This is a genomic window from Salinispora goodfellowii, from assembly GCF_059570675.1.
Genome location: NZ_JCANTD010000037.1, coordinates 15,822 through 38,211, shown reverse-complemented (window position 1 = coordinate 38,211; position 22,390 = coordinate 15,822). Strand labels below are relative to the sequence as shown.

Genomic DNA, 22,390 nt, shown 5'->3' with positions numbered 1-22,390 from the left:
CGAATACGGCTGGGGCACACTCGACCTACGCGCCGCCCTCACCGGCGAACCAGACGGCCGCACCGCCCAAACCCAATCTCCCCGCCCACCACCCCCAAGCGACCCAGCCCTCCTCCGCGCCCGCGAGTCAGAACCCACAAACAACAACCTCCAACCCGCCCTTATCATCGCAATCATGGTCCTCGGCCTCGGCCTCATCACAGTCACCGCACTACTCCTCCTACACCGCCGCCGACGAGCCGCCACCACACCCACAACCCACACCACCCCCCGGACACCACCCACCACACCACCACCGACCGACCCCACCGACCACACCCACTGGCAACGCCCCAACTAACCACGCCCAAGGCCACACCCCAAGCCGGGGTTTGTCAAATTAACGGCCCTGTCTCACATTCGGTGGTGACGGAGGGTCGCAGGGGTCGTTGTCTCCTCTGTGGAGGACGTCAATAGGCTTGTGCAGGCGGTGTTCTCGGGGCTGTCCCCGCTGGTCATCGAGGACGTGGTCGACGAGGGTGAGCGGATCGTGGTGCGGGCCCGGACGCCGCGTGACACTGCGGTCTGCCCGGTGTGCGCGGCCTCGTCGGGACGGGTTCACGGCTATCACTGGCGGACGGTGGCCGATGTTCCGGTCGACGGGCGGCGGGTGGTGGTCCGTGTGCGGGTGCGGCGTCTGGTGTGCCCCACGCGCGGCTGCCACCACACCTTCCGCGAGCAGGTTCCCGGGGTGCTGGAGCGATACCAACGCCGCACTGTCCGTTTGAACAGGCAGGTCAAAGCCGTCGTCAAGGAGTTAGCGGGTCGGGCAGGGTCGCGTTTGCTGGCGATACTGGCCATGGGCCTGTCCCGTCACACCGCCCTGCGCGCCCTGCTGCGCATCCCGTTGCCCACCGGGCGGACGCCGCGGGTGATCGGCGTTGACGATTTTGCTCTGCGCAGGCGGGACCGCTATGCCACCGTGGTGATCGACGCCGAGACCCATGAGCGGATTGAGGTGCTGCCCGACCGCACCGCCGACACCCTCGAAGCGTGGCTGCGTGAGCATCCCGGCGTCGAGGTGGTGTGCCGCGACGGCTCGGCTACCTACGCCGAGGCCATCCGCCGTGCGGTGCCCGATGCGGTGCAGGTTGCGGACAGGTGGCATCTGTGGCACAACCTCTGCGAAGCGACCTTGAGCGAGGTGAAGGCGCACAGCTCCTGCTGGGCGACCGTACTGGACGCGCCCATCTACGACGGGCCCCGCGCGCAGACGACCCTGGAACGCTGGCATCAGGTCCATGACCTGCTCGATCAGGGCGTCGGCCTACTCGAATGCGCCCGTCGCCTGCAGTTGGCTCTGAACACCGTCAAACGCTACGCGCGAGCCGACCGACCCGAGCGGATGCTCCGCGTCCCCAATACCGTGCCGGCCTCGTCGACCCCTACCGTGAACACCTGCGCAAACGTCGAGCCGAGGACCCCGGCGTCGGCGTCAAGCACCTCTTCGAAGAGATCAAGGCACTCGGGTTCACCGGCTGTCTGAACCTGCTGCACAAGTACATCAACCAGGGCCGCGCCGACGCAGACCGCAGCCACATCTCCCCGCGCCGGCTCGCCCGGATGATCCTCACCAGGCCCGGCAACCTCAAACCCGAGCACCGTGATCTCCTGGCACGGCTCACCGCCGCCTGCCCAGAGATGACGCAACTCGCCGCCGCTGTCGGACGCTTCGCCGCACTCCTGACGCCACAGCCGGGAAACGCCGACCGGCTCTCGCTCTGGATCGTCCAGGTCCGCGCGGTCGACCTACCTCATCTGCACGCCTTCACCCGAGGCCTGGAACGCGACCGCGACGCCGTGAACGCCGCGCTCACGCTTCCCTACAGCAACGGCCCCACCGAAGGCGTCAACACCAAGACCAAACGGATCGCACGCCAAATGCACGGACGAGCAGGCTTCACCCTGCTCCGCCACCGCATCCTCCTCGCATAGCAACACCCTCCGTCACCACCGAAAGTGAGACAGGGCCTTCGGATGACAGACCTGTCGTCGCTGTGCAGTAGGTCGAGCAGGTAGGCGGTCTCCTCGATGGTGTCGGTGCCCGAGGCCGCCACCGGCAACGGGTCGGCCTTCTCGACCTGCCGCTACCCACCCCTATGCTGGCCGGTGCCGCGTGGATCGACGCCTACCGGCACTGGGCCAGAAGGTAGACCACGATGAGCGAGTACCAGTACTACGAATTCACCGCCGTCGACCGACCCCTCACCGGCCGGGAGCGGGCCGAGCTGCGGTCGCTGTCCACCCGAGCCGACATCACTGCCACCAGTTTCGTCAACACCTACGAGTGGGGCAACTTCAGGGGCAACCCGCGCACGCTGAGGGAACGGTACTTCGACGCGCACCTATACCTGGCGAACTGGGGCACCCACCAGCTCATGCTGCGACTACCGAAACACGTGCTCGACCCCGCCACCGCCGCGCAGTACTGCCAAGGCGACAGCGCCTGCGCCTGGACTGCCGGCACGCACGTCATCATCGACCCTCCACGACGAGGACGAGGACGGCGCCGACGACGAGCCCGAACGCCCGTCCCCGCCAGGCTGGACACCCTCGACGCGGCTCTCACCGCCGTCGCCGAGTTCCTCTGCATCGACCCCGACCTGATCGCGGCTGCGGCCGCTGGGCCGACGCCGGCCGGCTCCGGCGAACCGACCGCCACGCAACTATGCACCTGGGTCGTCGGGCTGCCCGCTCGGGACAAGGACGCCATCTTGGCCGACCTAATCACCGGTGGCGACAGCCATCTACGAAACCGACTACTACGCCGCTACCGCGACGCCAAGCCACCGCCGCCCTGTCCAGACCACGCCTCAACGTCCTCTGGCCTGCACCCGCAACAAGACCCCCTATCAGCCCAAACAACCAAGATCAGCAGAGGTGACGCTGCACCAACTCGCGTAGAGACTCCGCCTCCCATCGAACCCTGCCCCATCACCTCTCGCCCGCCATCGGTGGGGGGCGGGGCGCGGCCGCCGTGCGGTTCGGTGGAGAGGTTCATCGCGCCGGTTCGGCGACGGTCAACCGGAGTTCGCTCGTGTAGCGCTCGCCGTCGGCATCGGTAAGCCACAACTCGTCCGGTCCGGGATACATCTCGGTGAAGGTCACCATCCCCTCGGCGCCCCGCAGTACGCGCAGCAGCAGCGCGACCAGCAACGGACTACACAGGTCGAGATAGATAGGCTTCATCGGATCGGTCGTCCGCCAGAACGTGTGCCGTGCGATGCCGCAGTCGGTCGCGAGGCGGCGAACCGCCCGGAACGCGCCCGCTTCGTCCGTGCCGGCGACTATGGTGGCCGCAGCGAACGCGGAAACCGGTACCCGCCAGGTCTCCCGGGTCACCACCAGTCGGTCAATCGTGATCCGGGGGGTGTGCTGCGTCGGCGCCATGAGCCGAAACTGGCTGGAGACCAGGTACGACACGTACTCGCCAAGCACGTGCGTCAGGCCGTGCCGACTACCGTCCGGCAGCACCGCGACCAGGTCGCCACCCTCGTTGTGGACCGACACGGCGTCCGCCTTGATCCGGCGTCCGGCCGGCACCGGCCGCTCGCCGACCCGCTCGCCAAAGGACAGGTAGTGGTAGGCCGGGGAGAACGCCTCGGGCGGCGGATAGTTGAAGCCGGACAACTCGTCACCGGTACGGGGATGCAGCGGGACGAAGCGCGGCTGGCTTGCGGCCAGCGCCGCGTCGGAGGCCCGCCGAACCAGATCCGGGTCCGGCGCGAAGGTGTTGAACGCCGAATCGTCAGCTGTCACCAGACCGACGTGCAGCTCTCCGAGGACCAGCTCGTACTCCCCGGCCGCCACCGCCTCCGGATTCGCGGCGGCGATCATCATGTCCGGGCTGTGATGACGACCGCTGTGCCAGGGGGCGGGCGGTGCGGCGAAGAGTTTGCCGACCGTCGCGCTGAGGTCACGCGCGGCGCGGTGTTCCCGGCTGGCCGACGGGTCGACGGCCAGTACCCGACCCCAGCGCTCCTGCATTTCCGCGACGGCGTCCGCGAGCACCTCGGGCCTGACTGCCGGGATCAGCCGCTGACACAGCACGTCGAGTGCGACGTGGCCGCCGGGGAACAGCGGTGCCAGCGCCCGGTGCCCGGCGCGGGCGAGATCGTTGAAGTGCTCAGCGGCTCGCCAGGCCAGCCAACGCGCGGCGGCCAGCACCAACGCGAGGGGTTCGGCGAGCGCGTCGACCACCGGCCGGCCGAGGGTGACCCGTACGTCGCGTTCGTGCTGGGAGACCAGCAGGCGACGGCCGCGTGGCGCGACGTTGCGCGACCGGGTCGGTGCGGCCCCGGTCACCTCCGTGAACAAGCGGTCCAGCCTGGCCAGCGCGGGGGCCAGCCCGACCGGGCTGGTCGAGGCGGCGACATCGTCGCGGGCGGCGCGGAGCCGACGCAGGGCCTCGCAAGCCTGACGGGTCGCCGGTCCCGGCGGCAACGCGGCCAGTTGCCGGCTCAGGGCCTGCTCCGCGTCGAGGGCGAGGGGAACGTCGAACGACCAAGTCAGCAGGCCCGCGTCCACCAGATCGCGGAGAACCGCGGCGGTGCGCCGCGGGGACAACCCCGCGGCACGGGCGATGTCGTCGGGGTCGCGCGATCCGTCCACGAGATCGACGACGCGACGCTCGTCGCCCGTGAGGCGGTACGGTCGTTCGCCGGCCCGGGTCAGGTATCCGCCGACCCGGCCCACGTCGAGTCGCAGCGCGGGCGGCAGCCACCAGGCAATCTCCGGGTCAGCGGCGAAAGCCTCACCGAGCGCGTGCACCGCCCAGTCCTCGAATCGGACGAGCTGGCGCCGGGTCAGCGCGCCACCGGGCACCGCGGAGATTGGTGGGCTGTCGTTAGTGTGGTCGATCGTGGCCCAGCTGACCGGACCGAAGAATCCGACGGAGTCGTTCTTGGCGTGGTAACGCTGGAGGTACTTGGTCAGCGTCGTCTCGTGCCGGCGGCGGGCCTGCGGACGCTCGGCAGGGGTGTCCGCGTGCCGCTCAAGCCAGCGTACGACCACCTCGTCGATCGCCGGGTTCTGCCACCACAGGGCCATTCTGATCCCGGGATCGGCGGCCAGCGGGAGTGCCCGGGTGACGGTACGCGCGACCGCGTCGCGCCAGGCCTCGTCGGTAGGTTCCGGATCGGCCGTCACGGGGTCACCGAGGGCGTCAGTGAGCCGGGCGAAAGGAAACCCGGCGCTACGGACCACCACGTGCCGCCACAGCAGCCAGCCGCCCGCACCGAGCGGGCAGCGATCGTTGTCAGCGTCCATCCCGGAACAGTCTGGCCCGCCGGTCGCGGCACATCGAGTCCGGTAATCCGAGTCAAGCGAAGCCAACCATGTGTCGTGCTTCTGCTTGACGTCTCAAATGGACAATCACAAGGCGGATGCGCGGTCCCGGCATCGCTGGCTAGCGTCGGGCTTGCGTGGTCGCGTGGACGCTGCGCAGGATCCGGATGGGGGGACTCCTTGGCCGAACCAACTGAGCGCCTGCCGAACAGCCACGGTCAACGTGCCCGTCTCGCGGCGATCGTGGCCGGGCAGGCCGGTCACCTCGCGCACTGCGTGACGACCGCAGTCGATATCACCGGGCCGCTTCGGGTGGACGTACTCCGACAGGCCCTCGACCGGGTGGTCGCCACCCGGCCCGCGCTGCGCGGAGTCTTCTCACCCGCGGTGCCCTACCACGAGATCGCGCCCGCCAGGCCGGTCCCCCTGGTGCACCGGGTGCTGTCGGAGTCAACGCCGGCACGGCGTTGGCAGGCCGCGCACGACGCGGCGGCACAGGAGAGCAGGCAGCCATTCGCGGTCGGCGCTACCCCACTGCTGCGCGCCCTCCTGCTCACCGCCGAGCCTCGTCGGCATCTGCTGGTCATCTCGGCCGATCCGCTGGCTGCCGACGCGTGGTCGGCCAACCTCATCCAGGATGACCTGGTCAGACACGCGTTAGCTGGGACCCGCCCCGTCGGGCCGCCCACGGATGACGCCTACCCGGCGGTGCGTCGCAACCGAGCCCGGTGGGAGCAGGGCCCCGCGGGCGAGGTCGCGCTGGCCCGCCGGCGCGCCCGGCTGGCGGGCAGCACCGATCGCCTGCCTTGGAACGCCCCAGCCGCTGATGCCGACGACCAGGGCAACGATGCCCTCACCGAGCAGTCCGTCGACCTGCCTGACGCGGTGGTGCTGCGCTTACGGGAACGGATCCGCGCGGCCGCCGGCTCGACGCTCGCCGCAGGACTGGCCGGCGTGGTCGCGGCCCTGCCCTGCGAGCCGACTCGACCGGTCACGGTCACCTCGACCTTCGCCGCCCGCACCCCAGGCGCGGAACAGCAGGTCGTGGGGTGGCTCTCCACCGACGTGGCCGTGGTGCTGCCGGCACCGCGCGGCCAGGTCGATGACTACCTGCGTGCCCTGCGCAGTGAGATCTTTGACGTGCTCGGCGACCAATGGCTGCCGCTTGACCGGCTGCGGGACGCGGGCCAGCCGGTCCCGGATGGCGGGGTGTCGGTCTCCCTGCTCTACCTGCCCAGCCAGCTTAGCGGCGGCGCGCAGACCACCGCGCAACGCGGTCCGGTCTCCGGACAGCGGTCGGCGGTCTCGGTATGCCCAACCGGGGCCGACATCGACCTGTTCCTCCTGGAGGCGCCACCACCACGAGCGGACGGCTCGCGGCCGCTGATCAGGCTCGGTGCGATCTGCACCCGGTCCCGCGCCGGTATGGCGCAGACCCTGCTGAATCGCTGGCACGACGCGCTCGTGGCCCTCGCCGACCTGGATTGGCGGCGATCCTCGATGACGCAGTGGCGAGCCATGGTCGCCACTGCCGCCGTGCGTCCGGTCGCGGTCGGCGCCGCCCGCCTATGAGCTCCTCGACAACCGGATGGGACGACGTTCGTCCCTTCGCGGAGGAGTTCGCCGTCCGTGCGGCGCGCTGGCCGGAGGCCACCGCCGTGACGGGCCCGGATGGCACATACAGCTACGCGGCCCTGGCCAGCCTGGTGTCCGCCCGAGCCGGCTGGCTCCAGCAGCAGGGGGTGGGCCCGGAGACGGTGGTGGGAATCGCCGCACACCGGGCGGCCGACACGGTCGCCTGGGTACTCGCCGTGCTGCACGCGGGCGTCGCCTTCCTGCCGTTGGATCCGGTCAACCCGACCGAGCGGCTGCGGTATCTCGTCGAGTCGGGCCGGCCGGACATCGTGATCGCGGCACCGGAACTTGACGCCCGGGTACTCGACGCGGGCAGCATCCGGGTGTTACGGACAGACGCACGCACCGATGGGTCTCCCGCAATGGCCCCGGTCCGGCCGCACCCGCTGGCGCTGGCGTACGTCGTGCATACCTCGGGGTCGACCAGCCAGCCGAAACCGGTAGGGATCAGCCACGAGGCGTTGGCCCGGTGCGCCCTCGGGTGGCTCGAGGCGTACGACCTAGTCGACCGTCCAATGGCCCATCTGCAACTCGCCGGCTTCGGATTCGATGTGTTCGTCTTGGACCTCGGGCGTTGCCTGTTCTCCGGAGGAACGCTGATCATCGCGCCACCGAAGGCGGGACTTGCCCCGGCGCGCCTGGCCGGCCTGATCGAGCACCACCGCGTGGCAATGGCCGAGTTCACCCCGTCACTGCTGTTCCTGCTGGTGGAGTACCTTGCCGCCACCGGGCAGGCGTTGGCGGGTCTGCGGACCGTCGCGGTCGGCGGTGAACCGTGGCGGGCGGTCGACTTCTCGCGGGTCAGCGCGGCGTTTCCCAACGCCTCCATCATCAACACCTACGGACTCGTCGAGACGACCATCGACAACCTGATCCACCACGGTCCGCCGGACGTCGAGCACTTCGGCGGGCCGATGCCGCTGGGAGTGGTGCATTCGGGCACGGAGGCGTTCATGGCCGACCCGGCGACCGGTGCCGTACGGCGCACGGGTGTCGGCGAGTTGTACCTCGCCGGCCAGGGGATCGGTCGCGGCTACCTGCGCAGCCCCGCGCACACCGCGGAACGGTTCGTACCCCATCCGCACCGGTACGGCCAACGTGCCCTGCGCACCGGCGATCTCGTCCGGCGGGACGAGGACGGCTCCCTGCACTACTTGGGTAGGATCGACGACCAACAGAAGGTGCGCGGCACCCGGATCAACCTCGACGAGGTGGCGGCGGTCCTCGCCGCTCACCCCGAAGTGGCGCTCGCCTGCGCCACCGTCATCACCACCGAGGTGGGAACCGTCCTGTACGGGCACCTTGTCGTCAAGGACGAGACGCTCGCTGACGACGAGGTGTGGGCCTACGCGCGGGAACGCCTCACCCCGGAGGCGGTCCCGGCCCGGCTACTGCGGCACCAGGCGCTGCCGCTGAATCCCAACGGCAAGGTGGACCGGCGGGCCCTGGCCGAACTGGCAGCCGCGGACTCTGACGCGAGCGCCGCGCCAACTGCAGGCATCGTCGACGACGGCCCGGCGGCCAGGACCGTCGACACGCAGTGGCGGGCGGTGCTCGGCCGGGCACCCGCCACCCTCGGCGACAACTTCTTCGCCTCCGGAGGTGACTCGGTGGCGTTGGCGCGGCTCGCGGTACGACTCGGCGCTATCGCCGGTGCCCCGCTCGACATCGCAGCTGTGCACCGCGACCCCACACCGGCAGGGCTGGCGCACGCGCTGGCACAGGTCAAAAGGTCCGGTTGGTCCGTGCCGCGCCGCCCCGACGCGGACCGGCACCCACTCAGTGACGGCCAGCGCACACTCTGGCTCCACAGCGTGCTCTACCCGGACGATCCGACCTACACGGTGCCGACGGAGATCCTGCTGGAGGGTCACCTCGACGTCACCGCGTTGGGTGCGGCCATCACCGCTGTCGTGACGCGGCACGAGCCGCTGCGGTCGGTGATCCGGCTGGAGGGCGGCGAGCCGACGCTGGCCGTACTCGCGCCGGCGCCGGTGGCGCTGCCCGTACGGGTGGTGGCCGGACCTGGCGACGGAGACCAGATCGTCGACGACTGCCTGCGCCGTCCCTTCCGGCTCGACCGTGAGCCACCGGTACGCTGCCTACTGCTGAGCGAACGGGAAGGGCGTCACCGACTCGTACTCGCGGTGCACCACATCGCCACTGACGGTGCCTCGATCCGGGTCATGCTCGAAGAACTGGGCGCGGCTTACGACCGCGCGATGCATGGGGAGCCGGTGGTGCGCGAGGCGCCCGACACCACGTACGGCGACCTCGTCCACTGGCGCCGGATCTCCCCTTCGGAGGCCGCGAACAACGCCGACTACTGGCGCAGCCACCTGGGGAGTACGGCCGCCCCACCGCTGCTTTGGCCGGCGTCGCAGTCGCCGACGGGACATGATCGCACCCTCCGGCACCAGGTGCGTCTCGACGCCGGGCAGACACGAGCGCTCCGCCGGGTCGCACGGGATGCTGGCACCACCGTTTTCGCCACGATGCTCGCCGCGATGGCCGAACTGGTCGCGCGCTGGAGCGGTGATCCGGCGCCGCGCATCGGCTTCCCGGTCAGCCGGCGGGACCATCCGGCCGCCCTCGGACTGATCGGTTTCTTCATCGACACGTTGGTTACCCGGATCGACACCACGGGCATGCCGGGCCTGACCGAGCTGGCCACCCGCGCACACCGGGAGATCGGGACCGCCACAACCCGGCGGACCGGTCCGTTCGCCCACTCGGCCAGGCCTGCCGAGGGCGCCGGGCCGCCCTTCCGAGTGTGGTTCAACCATTTCGGTCCGCCGGACGAGCCGCCCCGCATGGACGGCCTGCGGACGGCGCTGCGCGTCCCCCCGGCGCCGGGTGCGCCGTTCGAGGTGAACGTCTACGTCACCGAGCATGTCGACGGCATCACCGTTGAGCTCGTACACGACGGCCGTCATGACGCGGCCGGTGCCGTCGAGCTGCTGGATCAGTACCACACGCTGCTCACGGCGGCGTCGTCCGCACCGGCCCGCCCTGTTCGGCAGCACCGGTTCCCAACCGGGCGATTGCCGGATCCCGCTGACCCGCTAACCGCCCGGAAGCACGTGCGGCCGGCCCGCCGGATCGCCACGATGCTGCGTCGGCACGCCGGCAGGACGGCGTTGCGCGACCCAGCCATCGACTGCGACTGGTATACCGTCGACCGGCGGGTCCGGGACGCGGCCGGCGCACTACGCCACGCTGGCGTCGCGCCGGGCCGCACCGTCGCGGTGCATGGTCGCCGCACCGCCGACTTCGTCGTCAGCGTGCTGGCGGTGCTGCGTGCCGGCGGGCGACTTGTCGTGCTCGACCCGCGCCACCCGACTCGTCGCCAGCGCGAACAACTGGTCCGTTCGGCGGTGCGGTGCCTCGTGGTACCGGCGGGGCCGGCAGCCGGCACGGTGCCCGCGACACTGAACTGGACCGGCCCCGTGGTCGACGTCGGCCCGGACGGACGGGTGGCGTCAACGCTAAAGGGGCAGACCGGACACGCCGGCCACGACGAGGTGCTCAATGCGGCCGACTACGTCGCCTTCACCTCCGGCACCACCGGCACCCCAATCGCGGTCTCCGGTCGCCTCGATCCGGTGTGGACGTTTCTCGGCTGGTATGCCGACCGGTTCGCGCTCGGACCCGACGACCGCTTCGCCCTGCTGTCCGGCCTCGGGCACGATCCGGTCTTTCGGGACCTACTGGCACCGTTGTGGACCGGCGGCGCCCTGCACGTGCCCGACGAGCGAACCCACCTCGCACCGAACCTGCTCGCGGACTGGCTGGGGCGCGAGGCGATCACGGTCGTCCACCTCACGCCGCTGCTGGCTCGGCTCATCCTCGATGCCCTGCCACCGGGCGGTCTGCCCGCGCTACGGCTGGTCTGCCTGGCCGGTGACGAGGTCCCTCCGGCCCTGGTGGCGGAACTGCGCCGGGCCGCGCCGCACGCCACGGTGGTCAACGGATACGGCACCACCGAGACACCGCAGCTGGCCTCGTACGCCGTCCTCGACCCGCCGCAGCCGGTGTCGATCGGGCGCGGCCTGCCGGGCACACAGCTTCTCGTCGTGGACGACCAGGGTGCGCGGTGCGGCGTCGGTGAACCGGGCGACATCGTCGTCCGGAGCCGACACCTGCTCTCCGGCTATCTCGGCGACACCGCAGAGCGGGCCCGGTTCGGCGCCGATGACGTCCCCGGTGTCCAGCGCTTTCACACCGGTGACCGCGGCAGGTACCGCACCGACGGATCCGTCGAGTGGCTGGGCCGCTCCGGTGACCTGGTCAAGATACGAGGGCACCGAGTCTCCCCCGCCGAGATCGACCGGGTGGTACGCGGTCACGAGCGGATTTCTGCGGTGGTCACGGTCACCCGTGACGGTCCCATCACCACCGAGTTGGTCACCTTCGTCGTGCCACGGCCAGGTAACGTCCTGCTGCCCACCCAGATCCGGGAACTCGTGGGACAGGAGCTGCCCCGGGCCGCCGTGCCGGCGCACGTCATCGTCGTGGGCAGCCTTCCGCTGGGCCCGAACGGCAAGGTCGACCGGGCCGCGCTCGTTCGTTCCATACCCGAACGGCCCGATGCCGGCGTCACCGAGGCGTCCCCGGCGCAGCCGCTGTCACCGGCGGAGCGGCAGCTGGCGAACGTCTGCGCCGCGGTCCTCGGCATCAACCGGATCGGTCCCACCGACAACTTCTTCGATCTTGGCGCGAACTCACTCCAGGTCATCGCCTTGCACGCGGCCATCCGCCGGCAGATCGACCCGGGCGTAGCACTGCTCACGCTCTACGAGTACCCCAACGTGCGGGCGCTGGCGCGCCGCCTCGCCGCCGCCGGCGGCCACGACGATCCCGAACGGCCCGCGATCGCTCGGGGCAGATCCCGATCCCGGCACGACCCGGGCGCCGAACGGGATCGCCGCCTTGCCGCCCGCGAGGCACTCACGGTCCTCCCCCGGCTACCTCGCCGAACCGGCCGTTAACCCGATGAGCCGCGGTCACGCCGGCACCAGCGCCGACGTGACCGAAGGCCGGTCAGAACTGAGCCAGGGTGCCCGCAGTCCGCAGCGCCCGCTCGGCCCGGAGGAACAGCATCCGGCCGAGGGTGAACACCCCGACCGAGGTGACCACCAGCGCGACGCAGGCTTGCGGCAGCGGGAGCATCGTCTCGGTGCCGAGCGTGAGGTGACGCATCACGTCCAGCCCCCATGCCGTCGGCAACAGGTAGGTGATCTCGCGCAACGGCGTCGGGAGGACAGCCAGCGGAAAGGACACACCGGACAGGGCGGAGAGCAGGTAGCCGGCGGTGTCCAACAGGGCACTGGACTTGCGCAGCGACAGGATACCGGCGGCGGCGAGATGACCGAAGCCGATGATCCCGACCAGGGTCACCCCGAGGACGGGCGCGGCGAGCAGCAGGCCACTCGGCGCATACCGAGCATCGAGCACCAGCACTCCGAAAAGGACTAATAAACTGCTAGCCGCCAGCGTAAAGATGAAGCTAGTGCCGGCCGCGCCGAGGACGAAAGACTCGCGCCGAGCCGGGGTCGCCCAGGAGTGCTCCAATACCCCGGTCATCCGGTCGGACATCAGGTCACCGGCAACCGTCCACATCACGCCGACAATGAGCGAGGCGACAAGGACGCCGAGGCCGAGCCATCCGGCCAAATCGGTGGTCCCGACGAACTGGCCCAGCCCCACCGCGTTGCCCTGGACGAGGAAAGCGGTACCGAGCAGCAGCGTCGGGATCGCCATCTGATACAGCGGGGTGAGCAGGACTAGGTTGATCATGCTCAGCGGATAGCGACGCGCGATCCGCAGGTCGCGCAGGATTATCGCGGAAACGGCGGACATCAATACTGGCCCAATCTTCCGGTCTGCTGCGCGCTGCGTAGCGAGCGCCCGAGGAGGAGGATCGCGGCGGCGCCAACGACGACACCGGCTAGGAGCAGGACGACGACCCGGTGCAGGGTGCCCTCGGGTCCGACCGGTTGGAGCACCGCCGCACGGAGGGCAACAAGAACCTGGGTCGGCGGCAACGCCTCGCTGATCGGCTGTAGCCAGCCGGGCAGCACAGCAATCGGATAAGTGATCCCACACAGCACCGTCACCAGGCCCTGCAGCGCGCCGGAAATGCCCTCGGCGTCCCGGAAGCGAAGCACGGAAACAGCGAAGATTGCGCCGAGCGCGAAGAGCACAGGCACGGAGGCGGCGACCACCAGCAGCCCACCGACCAGGTTGCCCCAGCTGATCGGGACACCGAACACGAACCGCAGCATCAGCCCGACGACAGCGAAGACCATCACCGCCGGCGCCATGTGGGCCGCCGCCGGACCGAATAGCAGGGCGAACCGGGACACCGGGGTGAGAAAGACCGCCTCGAGTGAACCCTGCATCTGCTGCTCGCGCAGCGTCATCCCCGGCCCCCAGAGCATCATCGAGATCCACATGAATACGGCCCAGCCCAGATAGATGAACCCAGCCAGCTCTGGCGTGCCCGACCGTTGGCTGAACGCGTCGACGGCCTGTTGGCTGTGTCCGGCGAAGCCGTACGCTTGGGCCACGTACGCCGCTGGCAGCAGGACCGCCATACCGAGCGTGACGACGAGATTCACCGGGTAGCGCCAGAGCACCAGCCATTCCTTTCGGACCACGGCCCCGAACGCCACCGCCTCATGGGCCACCCGGCTCATTCGCGCAGCTCCTTGCCGGTCAGGGTGAGGAAGACATCCTTGAGGCTGACCGGCTCACTTTCCACCCGCAGCACCGCCGCGTCATGGTGGCCGGCGGTCACGATCAGCCAGGGCACGAGGTCGTCGCCGAGTTTGCTCCGCACCGTCAGGTCGAGTCCGTCGTCGGCGGCGATGGACTCGACCTCGGCCTTGGCCCCGAGGTCGGCGAGCAGCGCATCGAGGCGTTCGGCATGGCGCAACCGAAGTCGCGCGTGCAGCACCTGCGCGATCCCGACCTCGGACTTGAGCCGCACCGAGGTGCCTTCCGCGATCAGCCGTCCGCCGTCGATGATGCCCAGCCGGTCGGAGAGCACGTCGGCTTCCTCCATGTAGTGCGTGGTGAGGATGATCGTATGACCGGATGCCTTCAGCTGCCGGATGTGTTCGTGCACTGCGGTGGCGGCGTGCGGGTCCAGCCCGGTCGTCGGCTCGTCGAGCAACAGGACTGTGGGCCGCCCGAGCAGGGCCCGCGCGATCACTAGTCGCTGCCGCATGCCGGTCGAGTAGGATTCCACATAGTCATCCGCGCGGGCTAGCAGGTCCATCTGCTCCAGCACCTCGTCGATGCGCGTCCGCGAGCGCCGCCGCGACGCGCCGTGCAGGGCGGCGAAGTACTCGAGGTTTTGCCGTGCGGTCAGCTTCCAGTAGACGCTGCGCTCGCCGCCGAGCACGACACCCAGCCGTCGACGTACCTCGATCTGATCGGTCTGGACGTCAAGGCCGTCGACGCGTACCGTGCCGCTGGTCGGCTCCAATAGGCTGGCGATCATCCGGATCGTGGTGGACTTGCCGGCACCGTTGGGTCCGAGTAGCCCGAAGATCTCGCCCGCCCCGACCCGCAGGCTGACGTCGTCGACCGCCGCGATCGGCGCACCGTTCTCGTCCTTACGGCCCGGGTAAATCTTTGTGAGCTGCGCCAACTCGACCGCCGACAGGTCCGTCTTCGGGTGAGATCGCTCCGGCCACTGATCCCGGCCCTCGCGGGCCGGGGCGAGCTGCAACATTCTTGACAAGGCCATCGGCAAGCACCTCCATGAGCTTCCGTTCGGCCAGCGGAGGGCGGAAGTGCCCGCCGGGCAGCAGTTGGACCTCGAAGTGGCCACGGGTCACCGCGCCCCAGGCGGGCAGCAGTCCGGCGGGCACCATTCGGTCGGAAACTCCGCCGACCGCGGTCACCGGACAGTCGAGCAGCTGACCGGTGGGCCATCGCGCGTTCTCGAACAGTGCGAAGTCGGCGCGCACGGTAGGTAGGATGAGGTCGAAAAGCTCGTCGTTGCCGGCGATTTCGGCGGGCATCCCGCCGTACCGCATCAGCTTCGGAACCAGGCGCGAGCGTTCCCACCCGTGCATGGGTGAATCGGGGTCGGGATGGGTCGGTGGGCGGCACGCCGACACCACCAGCCACCGCGGCGGCGGACATTCGCGCTGGCGTGCCGCCAGCGCGAGCGCATACGCGACTGCTGCGCCGGCACTGTGCCCGAACAGGGCGTACGGTGCCGAGTCCAGGTGGTCGCCGAGCGCGCCGTGCAGGGCATCCGTCAGGACGTTCAGGCTAGCGATCGGTGGCTCGCCGGCACGCTCCTCACGCCCAGGTATCTGCACCGGCCAGGTCTCGATGCCATGCCGGGCGAGCTGCGCGGGCCACCTGCGATAGATCGACGCGCCGCCACCGGCGTGGGCAAAGCACAACAGCCGGATCCGCACCCTTGGGACCCGGCGGGCGAAGCGGATCCAGCTGCTGGCCACACCGGACACCTCAGCGGCCATAGAGCGCCTCGATTGTGCGTGCGAAATCCTCGTCAGTTCCCGCCATCGGCGACGGGACCGGAACACAGCCGGCCGCACGGTAGCGGTCAAGCCCTTGCCGTACCTGGCCGGCACTGCCGACCAGGGCAATTTGCTCGGCGAGGTCCCGACCCGTGCCACTACCGTCGATGCGCTCCAGTACCTTCCGGTACGCCGGCAGCAGCCGGTAGCCATTGATGCTCACCTGTAGGCGGGCGAGCCGATCTGCGGTCTCGGGGCCGCTGTACGCCGGGACTATCGCCATAATCGGCACCTCGTCCGGATCTCTGCCCACCGCCGCACAGGCACTTCTGAGCAGCGGGACAAGGGTGCTCCGGACGATGTCGGGAGTGCACAGGTAGACAACGATGCCGTCGGCGTACGCCGCCGCCAGGCGGATCATCTGCGGCCCGAGCGCCGCGAGGTAGACCGGCACCGTTAGACGCGGTGGCCGGTACTCGGCACGCGCGGTGAAGTAGCGGCCCTCGTGGACGACCGTACCGTTGTCGAGCAGGCCGCGCACGATCGTGAGGTACTCGCGCACGGCACCCACCGGTGACAGGTCCCGCTCACCGAGCACGAACTCGGTAAGGATGCGATGTCCTGCGCCGATGCCAAGGATGAATCGGCCGCCGGACAGCTCTGCGAGGGTACCTGCGGCCTGCGCCATCGCGACCGGGTGTCGCAGCCGGATGGGCAGGATCGCGGTGCCGACCCGGGCCCGACGGGTGGCGGACAGGAGATTCGCCGCCACGACCGTCGCATCCCGCTGGTCCGGTAGCTGGTCGGTCCAGATCTCATCGACGCCGAGCCGTTCGGCGAGGCGGATGCGAGCGGGTAACTGGCGAAGCTCATCCTGATGTGGAGCGATCATCAGGGCGCGCACCACGCCGGTCATGCTTCGGCCAACCAGGTGCGCAGGTCACGTGGCCGCAGGTCGGTCCAGTGGTCATCGACGAAGGACAGGCCGTTCACCTTGGTGCCGGCGAAGCCCGCCGGCCACCAGCCGGGCGGCAGGGGACGCTCCTGCGGCCCGCTCGAACACCGATCCTGCCCGTTACGCACCATCTGATAGTTCATTCCTCGTCGGGCACGGTTCTCTTCCATCAGCACGCGAGCTGGGACTGGACACCGAGCCGGTACTCGGTGTCCAAGTGGGTGGCGATCGACCGGATCGTGGGGTGGTCGAAGAGACTGGCGATCGACACATCGACGCCGAACTGGTCCCGCATCCGCGCGGCCAGTTGCACCGCTACCAGCGAATTGCCGCCGAGCTCGAAGAAGTCGTCGTCTACGCCGATTTCGCTGAGCCCGAGAACCCCGCTCCAGAACGACGCCAGCGTCCGTTGTAGGTCGTCCTCGGGCGGGGCGTATGGAACGTCGGAGAGTCTCTCGCCGATCACGGAGTCGCTCAGGAACGCGGCGTCGAGTCCATGCTCGACTAGGTCGACGGTGAGCGACTCGACCCGGTGCAGGTTCCGGTGCAGGTCCTCGGGGCACACGACCAGGTGTGGCTCCGGCTGCCAGCGTACGATCCGGCGCAGCACCTCGATGCCAAGCTGTTCGGTGATGCCGGTGGTAAGACGCAGGGACTCACCGGGCAGGTCGCCGACCTCGGGAGCGGCGGGACCGGCGAGCGACGCCCGCATCGCCGCCGGATCGACCCGGCGCATCGCGTACCCGCTGATCCGGCCGATCTCCTGACCGTCGTCGTGCATGAGCAGGACCGACATGGTGGTGATTTCGCCCTCCTGGCCGTCATGGTGGGCGACCAGTGCCCAGAACGACGGCGGCAGCGGCTCGTGCATCCGCAACCCGCTGTAGCCGAACGGTAGGTAGGTATCACCGCGGGCGAGAATGTTCGGGCCGTACTGGGTATCGTTGAGCGCCTGGTCCAGCAGTGCCGGATGATGGTGGTACCGGCCGCACTCGGCGATGAATCGCTCGTCGATGTCCAGACGGGACAGCTCCTCTCCCACTCCGACCGACGTGCTCTTCAGACTGGACCATCTGGGCCCGAAACTGACCAGACGGTCGGGTGCGGACAGCTCCGCCTCGCTGACGTCGTAGCGACTGCACCGCTGTCTAATAGCCGCGAGGTCATGGTTCGGTGCCGGCTCTCGATCCATCGCCCGGATCCGGCAGCGCATCCGCTCGGTCCAGGTTGGCGTCCGCCCTCCGGGTGGGGCGCTGAACACGGTGGCCGTCCAGCCGGCGTCGTCGGGTCGCAGCACGGTTCGGATGTCCATTGGTGCGGTTACGCCGACCGGGCCGAGGAAGACGACGTCGGTGAGTTCGCCTGGGAGGTTGTTGTCGGCTACTGCCTCCAGATAGGCGCCCTGAACCATCTCCACCAGGGCCGTGCCCACGACGAGTTCCACGCCGCCGAGCCGATGCTCGGCGTTGATCCAGTGGCCACCTGGTTCCAGCCGCGTTGTGAAGACCACGTCGCTGCCCGGCTCGTGGACACGCCGGTCCAGCAGGGGATGGTGCGCCAGTTCGGAGCGGAAGCCAACCTGAAGTTGCCGGAACGCGGCAGGGGCTGCGGTGTCCGTATCCGCCGCCATGCCGAACTCGCTCCAGCCGCCCCAGCCGATCGAGATCACCGCGGTGCCGCGCTGTGCGGCCCACCGAGCGAAGGAGTCGAGAAAGTTGTTGGCCGCGCAGTAGTCGACCAGACCGAAGTCTCCAGTCACCGCTACGATCGAGGAGAACAGGACGAGGAAGTCAACATCCTCGCCCACCGCGTGGAACAGATTCAGCGTCCCGTCCACCTTGGCGGTAAGGACGTCACGTGCCTCGGCGTCCTCCCGGACGGCGATCATTCCCCCGCCGGCGACCCCGGCGGAGTGAAAGATCCCGTCGATCCGGCCGAACCGGTCACGGGCCCGTGCCACCATGTTTGCCACCGCCGTCGGGTCGCCGACATCGGCGGCGAGCGTGAGGACCGTGCCACCCGCCTCCTCGACCTCCCGCAGCCGGTCCAGCTTGGCGCGCAGCGTCGCGTCGGTTGCCGGGTCGGCCAGCAGCACCGCCCATTCGGCGCGGGGCGGCAGTGGCGTGCGACCGACCAGCACGAGGTTCGCGCGGACCGTACGGGCCAGGTCCGCGGCCACCGCGAGGCCGATGCCGCCCAGACCACCGGTGATGAGGTACGTCCCACCGAAGCGCAGGCCGGGCCCCTGCGGATGCGCCGGCTCGTCGACCGGGTCCAACGGTGCGGTGCGGTAGTCGAGCACCCATCGCCGGCGTCCCCGCCAGGCCACCTGTTGCGGTGCGTTGTGGGTCACCAGCTCACCGACAAGGTTGCGGACAACCGCCGGGATGGGCAGGGTCGTCGGCAGCACAATATCCACGCTGCGGCAGACGGCACCGGCCAACTCCCGTTGCAGCACCTTCACCGGCCCGAGGAGCAGCGCCTTTGCCGGCTCGATCCGCTCGTCGCCTGCTACCTCCTGGAGGTTGCTGCTGAGCACAGTCAGTCGTGGCGGTGGCCCGTTGCGGCGTGACAACTGCTGCCCGAGATGGAGCAGGCTAAAGAATCCGTCCTGGACGCCCACTCCGACCGCCTCGGGCCCCAGCGGCTCGTCCGACGGTGCGGTGACCTGGAAGGCGTGTATCACGTCGGTGACCGGTCCTCGGGCCTCGGCCGCGTCGAGGAGGCGGTCGAGGTCGTGGGTGTCGGCTGCGCGAAGGGTGTACCGACCCTCGCCGTGCTGACCGAATCCGGTGCCGGCGGTGCCCCGGGTCACCAACGCCCCGTCCGCGGCGAGCGCCGCGACGAGTTCGTCGACCACCGGGTGCTTTCCGCCCATCACCAGCCAGTGGGTGGCGGTGTCGGCGCGGCCCTCGCGTACCGGCGGCTCCTCCCGCCACACCGGCGCGAACGCACACCGCCCGGCCGGCAACGCCACCTCCGCGGGTTGCTCCCGCACGGCGTCACTGTCGGTGTACCCAGGGTCCGGTTCGACGAAGAAGCGGCGCCGCTCGAACGGGTACGCGGGCAGCGGCACACGCCGACGTCCAGCCGAGTGCGATGGCTCCCAGGCGACGGGTCCACCGGCGACCCATACCGCGGCGAGCCCCTCGATGAACGCCTGGTCGTCGGTCACCGCGCGGGCCGGATGCCGCATGGTGGACACGATCGGCACCCCACGGTGGGCCACACACTGCCGGGCAAGCTTCGACAGCGCGTCGCCGGGACCAGCCTCGACCAGCACCACGTCCTCGGCGATCGGGGTCACCGCGACGAGCCCGTCCGCGAAGCGGACAGTGCCGCGCAGGTGCTCCGACCAATAGGCGGGGTCCATCGCCTGCTCATCGGTGATCCACGTGCCGCTGAGGTTGGAGACGAACGGCGTGGCCGGCCGGTTCCTCGACACGCCTGCCACCACCTCGCGGAACTCCGCGAGGCACGGTTCCATCAACGCCGAGTGGAAGGCGTGCGAGGTACGGACGTCCGTGGTGGCCACGCCACGAGCGGTGAGTCTGGCGCGTGCCTGCTCGATATGCTCCGGGGCACCGGTCAGCACGGTCAGCACCGGGCTGTTGACCGCTGCCACCTCCGTGCCGTCGGGGAGCAGCGAGCGGACCGTCGCCTCGGGCGCGGCGGCAGCGAGCATCTCACCGGGGGCCATCGCCTGCATCATGCGCCCTCGTGCGGCGACGACGGCCAGCGCGTCAGCCAGGGTGAAGACACCTGCGAGGTGGGCCGCGACGAATTCGCCGACCGAGTGCCCGATCGCGGCCGCCGCCATGACCCCGTGCGCGGTGAGCAGTTCGGCCATGGCGTATGACACGGCGAACAGGGCCGGCTGGGCGTAGCGCGTCTGCCGGATCTCGGCCTCGGCGGCGACGTCCACCCCGCTCGCGGGGTAGAGGACCTCCCGCAGGTCGACATCGAGATGTGTGAGCAGCAGCTCGGCGCAGCGGTCGATGGCGTCACGGAACACCGGCTCCGTGAGATAGAGGTCAGCGCCCATCCCGGCGTGCTGCGAGCCCTGGCCGGGAAACATCAGCACGGTCCGCCGCGGCTGGGCCGACGCCGTGGCGCGCACAACGCTCGACCTATGCGGCGAGCGCAGCGCGACGACGGCCTCGGCAGTCGATGTCGCCAGGATGGCGCGTCGGTGCGCGAACGCCGCGCGACCGACCTGCAGGGTGTACGCGACGTCAGCGATTTCGAGATCGGGGCGCTCGGCCAGGTGGTCGGCGAGCCGACGTCCCGCGGTGTCCAGCGCGGTTGCGGTCTTCGTCGACAGGGGCAGGACCCGCCAGCGCCGGCCATCCGGGGGCGCGGCGGGCGGCGCCGGTGTCTCCTCCAGGATCACATGGGCGTTCGTGCCGCCGATACCGAAGGAGCTGATTCCTGCGCGCCGCGGCCGGTCGCCCCCAGGCCAGGCGACCAACTCGGTGGGGACGTAGAAGGGACTTTCCTCCAGCCGCAGGCTCGGGTTGGGGCTCTTGAAGCTAATGTTCGGCGGGATCGCCTGTTCGCGCATCGCCAGGCAGACCTTGATCAGGCTGGCCATCCCGGCGGCGGGGCCGAGGTGCCCAATGTTCGGCTTCACCGAACCAACTGGGCAGAGCTGCCGTCCGGTCGCGCCCGCGGCGCGGAACGCCCGGGTCAGCCCGGCGACCTCAATCGGATCACCCACCAGGGTGCCGGTCGCGTGCGCCTCGACGTAGCCGATCGTGTCGGGATGAACCTCGGCGACGGCCAATGCCTCGGTGATGAGCTGCGCCTGGCCCTCCACTCCGGGCGCGGTAAATCCAGCCCGGTCGCCGCCGTCGTTGTTGACCGCCGAGCCGCGGATGACGGCATAGATGTGGTCCCCGTCGAGCCGTGCGTCGCCCAGACGTTTGAGCACCACCACGCCCACGCCAGTACCGAACAACGTCCCGGAGGCGGCAGCGTCGAAGGCACGGATCTGGCCGTCCCGGGTGTAGATACCGCCCTCGACCCAGCGGTAGCCGACCCGGTACGGCAGCTCCACCTCGACCCCTCCGGCGAGGGCGTAGTCACACTCACCGTTACGCAACGCCTGGCTAGCCAGGTGTACCGCGACCAGGGCGGTGGAACACGCGGTCTGTACGTTCACGCTCGGGCCACGCAGGCCCAACCGGTACGACACGGTGGTGGTCAGGTAGTCGGGGCTATTGCTGACCTCGATGGCCATCTCACCGACCGCTGCCCTGGCGGCCCGGTTGCGGCCCACGTACCGCTCGCCGTACATGTTGCTGGCCTGGCCACCGAAGACGCCGACGAGCCCGTCGATCCTCGCCAGGTCGTGCCCGCTGTCCTCGATGGCTGCGTAGCAGGCCTCGAGAAACATCCGGCCCTGTGGGTCACGTACCTCTGCCTCGCGGGGCGTGTAGCCGAAAAAGCGGGCGTCGAATCCCTCCATGTCGTCGATCAGGGCAGCGTGCCGCACGTAGCAAGGGTCATTGAAGACCTCGGGCGCGACACCAGAGCTGAGCAGATCCTCGTCGCTGAGGGGCCGGATGGACTCGACGCCTGCAGCGAGGTTTCGCCAGTAGTCGTCGATGTTCGCGGCACCGGGAAAGCGACACGACATGCCGACGATCGCAATGTGGTCGTCGCGGAGCTCGTCAGTCATGGTGCCCCCTGGAGTTCGGCGACGGACGATCGGCACCGACGCTAGTGCCGACACCGGAGCGTGCCAACGTCACTGATTTGTCCACAAACCCATGACGTCCGAATAAGGGGTCGAAACCGATGGTAAGTCGCCCGGTAAAAATGGTCCATCAGAAACGAACATGCCCACAGCCCTCCGGACTAGCTAGGTTCATGGCGGGTCAGCGATGTCCGGCCGGTCGTTCGAACCGGGCCACGTGCCGGGCAGTCGCCGCCCTTTCCCCGGCGCAACGCAGCGATCGCCGCC

At 69.7% G+C, this 22,390-nt stretch carries 11 protein-coding genes and 3 pseudogenes; 5 read left to right on the top strand and 9 right to left on the bottom strand.

From position 1 onward, the window contains the following. Together T398_RS23345 and T398_RS23340 are read left to right on the top strand one after the other, a co-directional pair. Positions 1-340 (top strand): annotated as a pseudogene (locus tag T398_RS23345) (type VII secretion-associated serine protease); the annotation flags it as partial. Between the two features lie 99 nt (positions 341-439). Continuing rightward, positions 440-1,974 (top strand): annotated as a pseudogene (locus tag T398_RS23340) (ISL3 family transposase). A gap of 8 nt (positions 1,975-1,982) precedes the next feature. On the opposite strand, the pseudogene T398_RS23335 reads toward T398_RS23340, so the two are convergent. Then, positions 1,983-2,096, bottom strand: a pseudogene (locus T398_RS23335) (asparaginase); the annotation flags it as partial. A gap of 102 nt (positions 2,097-2,198) precedes the next feature. Between T398_RS23335 and T398_RS23330 the strand changes: the two are divergent. After that, positions 2,199-3,104: a hypothetical protein gene (locus T398_RS23330; RefSeq protein ID WP_496450001.1), complete on the top strand. Its 906-nt coding sequence runs from the start codon at positions 2,199-2,201 to the stop codon at positions 3,102-3,104. On the opposite strand, the gene T398_RS23325 is transcribed toward T398_RS23330, so the two are convergent. Further along, positions 3,037-5,307, bottom strand: coding sequence for a lantibiotic dehydratase (locus tag T398_RS23325; RefSeq protein ID WP_496449999.1), 2,271 nt, complete (start codon positions 5,305-5,307; stop codon positions 3,037-3,039). The genes T398_RS23330 and T398_RS23325 overlap by 68 nt on opposite strands. Before the next feature lie 198 nt (positions 5,308-5,505). Here T398_RS23325 and T398_RS23320 point away from each other — a divergent pair, with 198 nt between their 5' ends. Both T398_RS23320 and T398_RS23315 read left to right on the top strand, forming a co-directional pair. Continuing rightward, the gene (locus T398_RS23320; RefSeq protein WP_496449997.1) at positions 5,506-6,897 is read left to right on the top strand and encodes a condensation domain-containing protein; all 1,392 of its coding nucleotides are present in this window, start codon (positions 5,506-5,508) and stop codon (positions 6,895-6,897) included. Then, complete coding sequence (locus T398_RS23315; RefSeq protein WP_496449996.1) at positions 6,894-11,951, top strand: amino acid adenylation domain-containing protein; 5,058 nt, start codon at positions 6,894-6,896, stop codon at positions 11,949-11,951. The genes T398_RS23320 and T398_RS23315 overlap by 4 nt, the downstream gene beginning before the upstream one ends. 52 nt (positions 11,952-12,003) lie before the next feature. Here T398_RS23315 and T398_RS23310 read toward each other — a convergent pair whose 3' ends face one another. Genes T398_RS23310 through T398_RS23280 form a run of 7 tightly spaced genes read right to left on the bottom strand, consistent with a single transcriptional unit; the run spans position 12,004 to position 22,105 of the window. Continuing rightward, complete coding sequence (locus T398_RS23310) at positions 12,004-12,822, bottom strand: ABC transporter permease (protein ID WP_496449995.1); 819 nt, start codon at positions 12,820-12,822, stop codon at positions 12,004-12,006. Beyond that, the gene (locus T398_RS23305) at positions 12,822-13,661 is read right to left on the bottom strand and encodes an ABC transporter permease (protein WP_496449993.1); all 840 of its coding nucleotides are present in this window, start codon (positions 13,659-13,661) and stop codon (positions 12,822-12,824) included. Before T398_RS23305 ends, T398_RS23310 begins: the two co-directional genes overlap by 1 nt. Then, positions 13,658-14,704 (bottom strand): ABC transporter ATP-binding protein, encoded by a 1,047-nt coding sequence (locus tag T398_RS23300; protein ID WP_496450003.1) that lies wholly within the window; start codon positions 14,702-14,704, stop codon positions 13,658-13,660. The genes T398_RS23305 and T398_RS23300 overlap by 4 nt, the downstream gene beginning before the upstream one ends. After that, positions 14,586-15,446 carry a thioesterase II family protein gene (locus tag T398_RS23295; protein ID WP_496449991.1) on the bottom strand — a complete coding sequence of 287 codons (861 nt, stop codon included), beginning with the start codon at positions 15,444-15,446 and terminating at the stop codon, positions 14,586-14,588. The genes T398_RS23300 and T398_RS23295 overlap by 119 nt, the downstream gene beginning before the upstream one ends. 10 nt (positions 15,447-15,456) lie before the next feature. After that, positions 15,457-16,359, bottom strand: coding sequence for an LLM class flavin-dependent oxidoreductase (locus T398_RS23290; protein WP_496449989.1), 903 nt, complete (start codon positions 16,357-16,359; stop codon positions 15,457-15,459). A 20-nt stretch (positions 16,360-16,379) separates the two neighbouring features. Further along, entirely contained in the window at positions 16,380-16,592 is a 213-nt protein-coding gene (locus tag T398_RS23285; RefSeq protein ID WP_496449988.1) for an MbtH family NRPS accessory protein, read from the bottom strand. Then, on the bottom strand, positions 16,592-22,105 hold the full coding sequence (locus tag T398_RS23280) for an SDR family NAD(P)-dependent oxidoreductase (RefSeq protein WP_496449986.1): 5,514 nt from the start codon (positions 22,103-22,105) through the stop codon (positions 16,592-16,594). Before T398_RS23280 ends, T398_RS23285 begins: the two co-directional genes overlap by 1 nt. Positions 22,106-22,390: the final 285 nt, after the last annotated feature.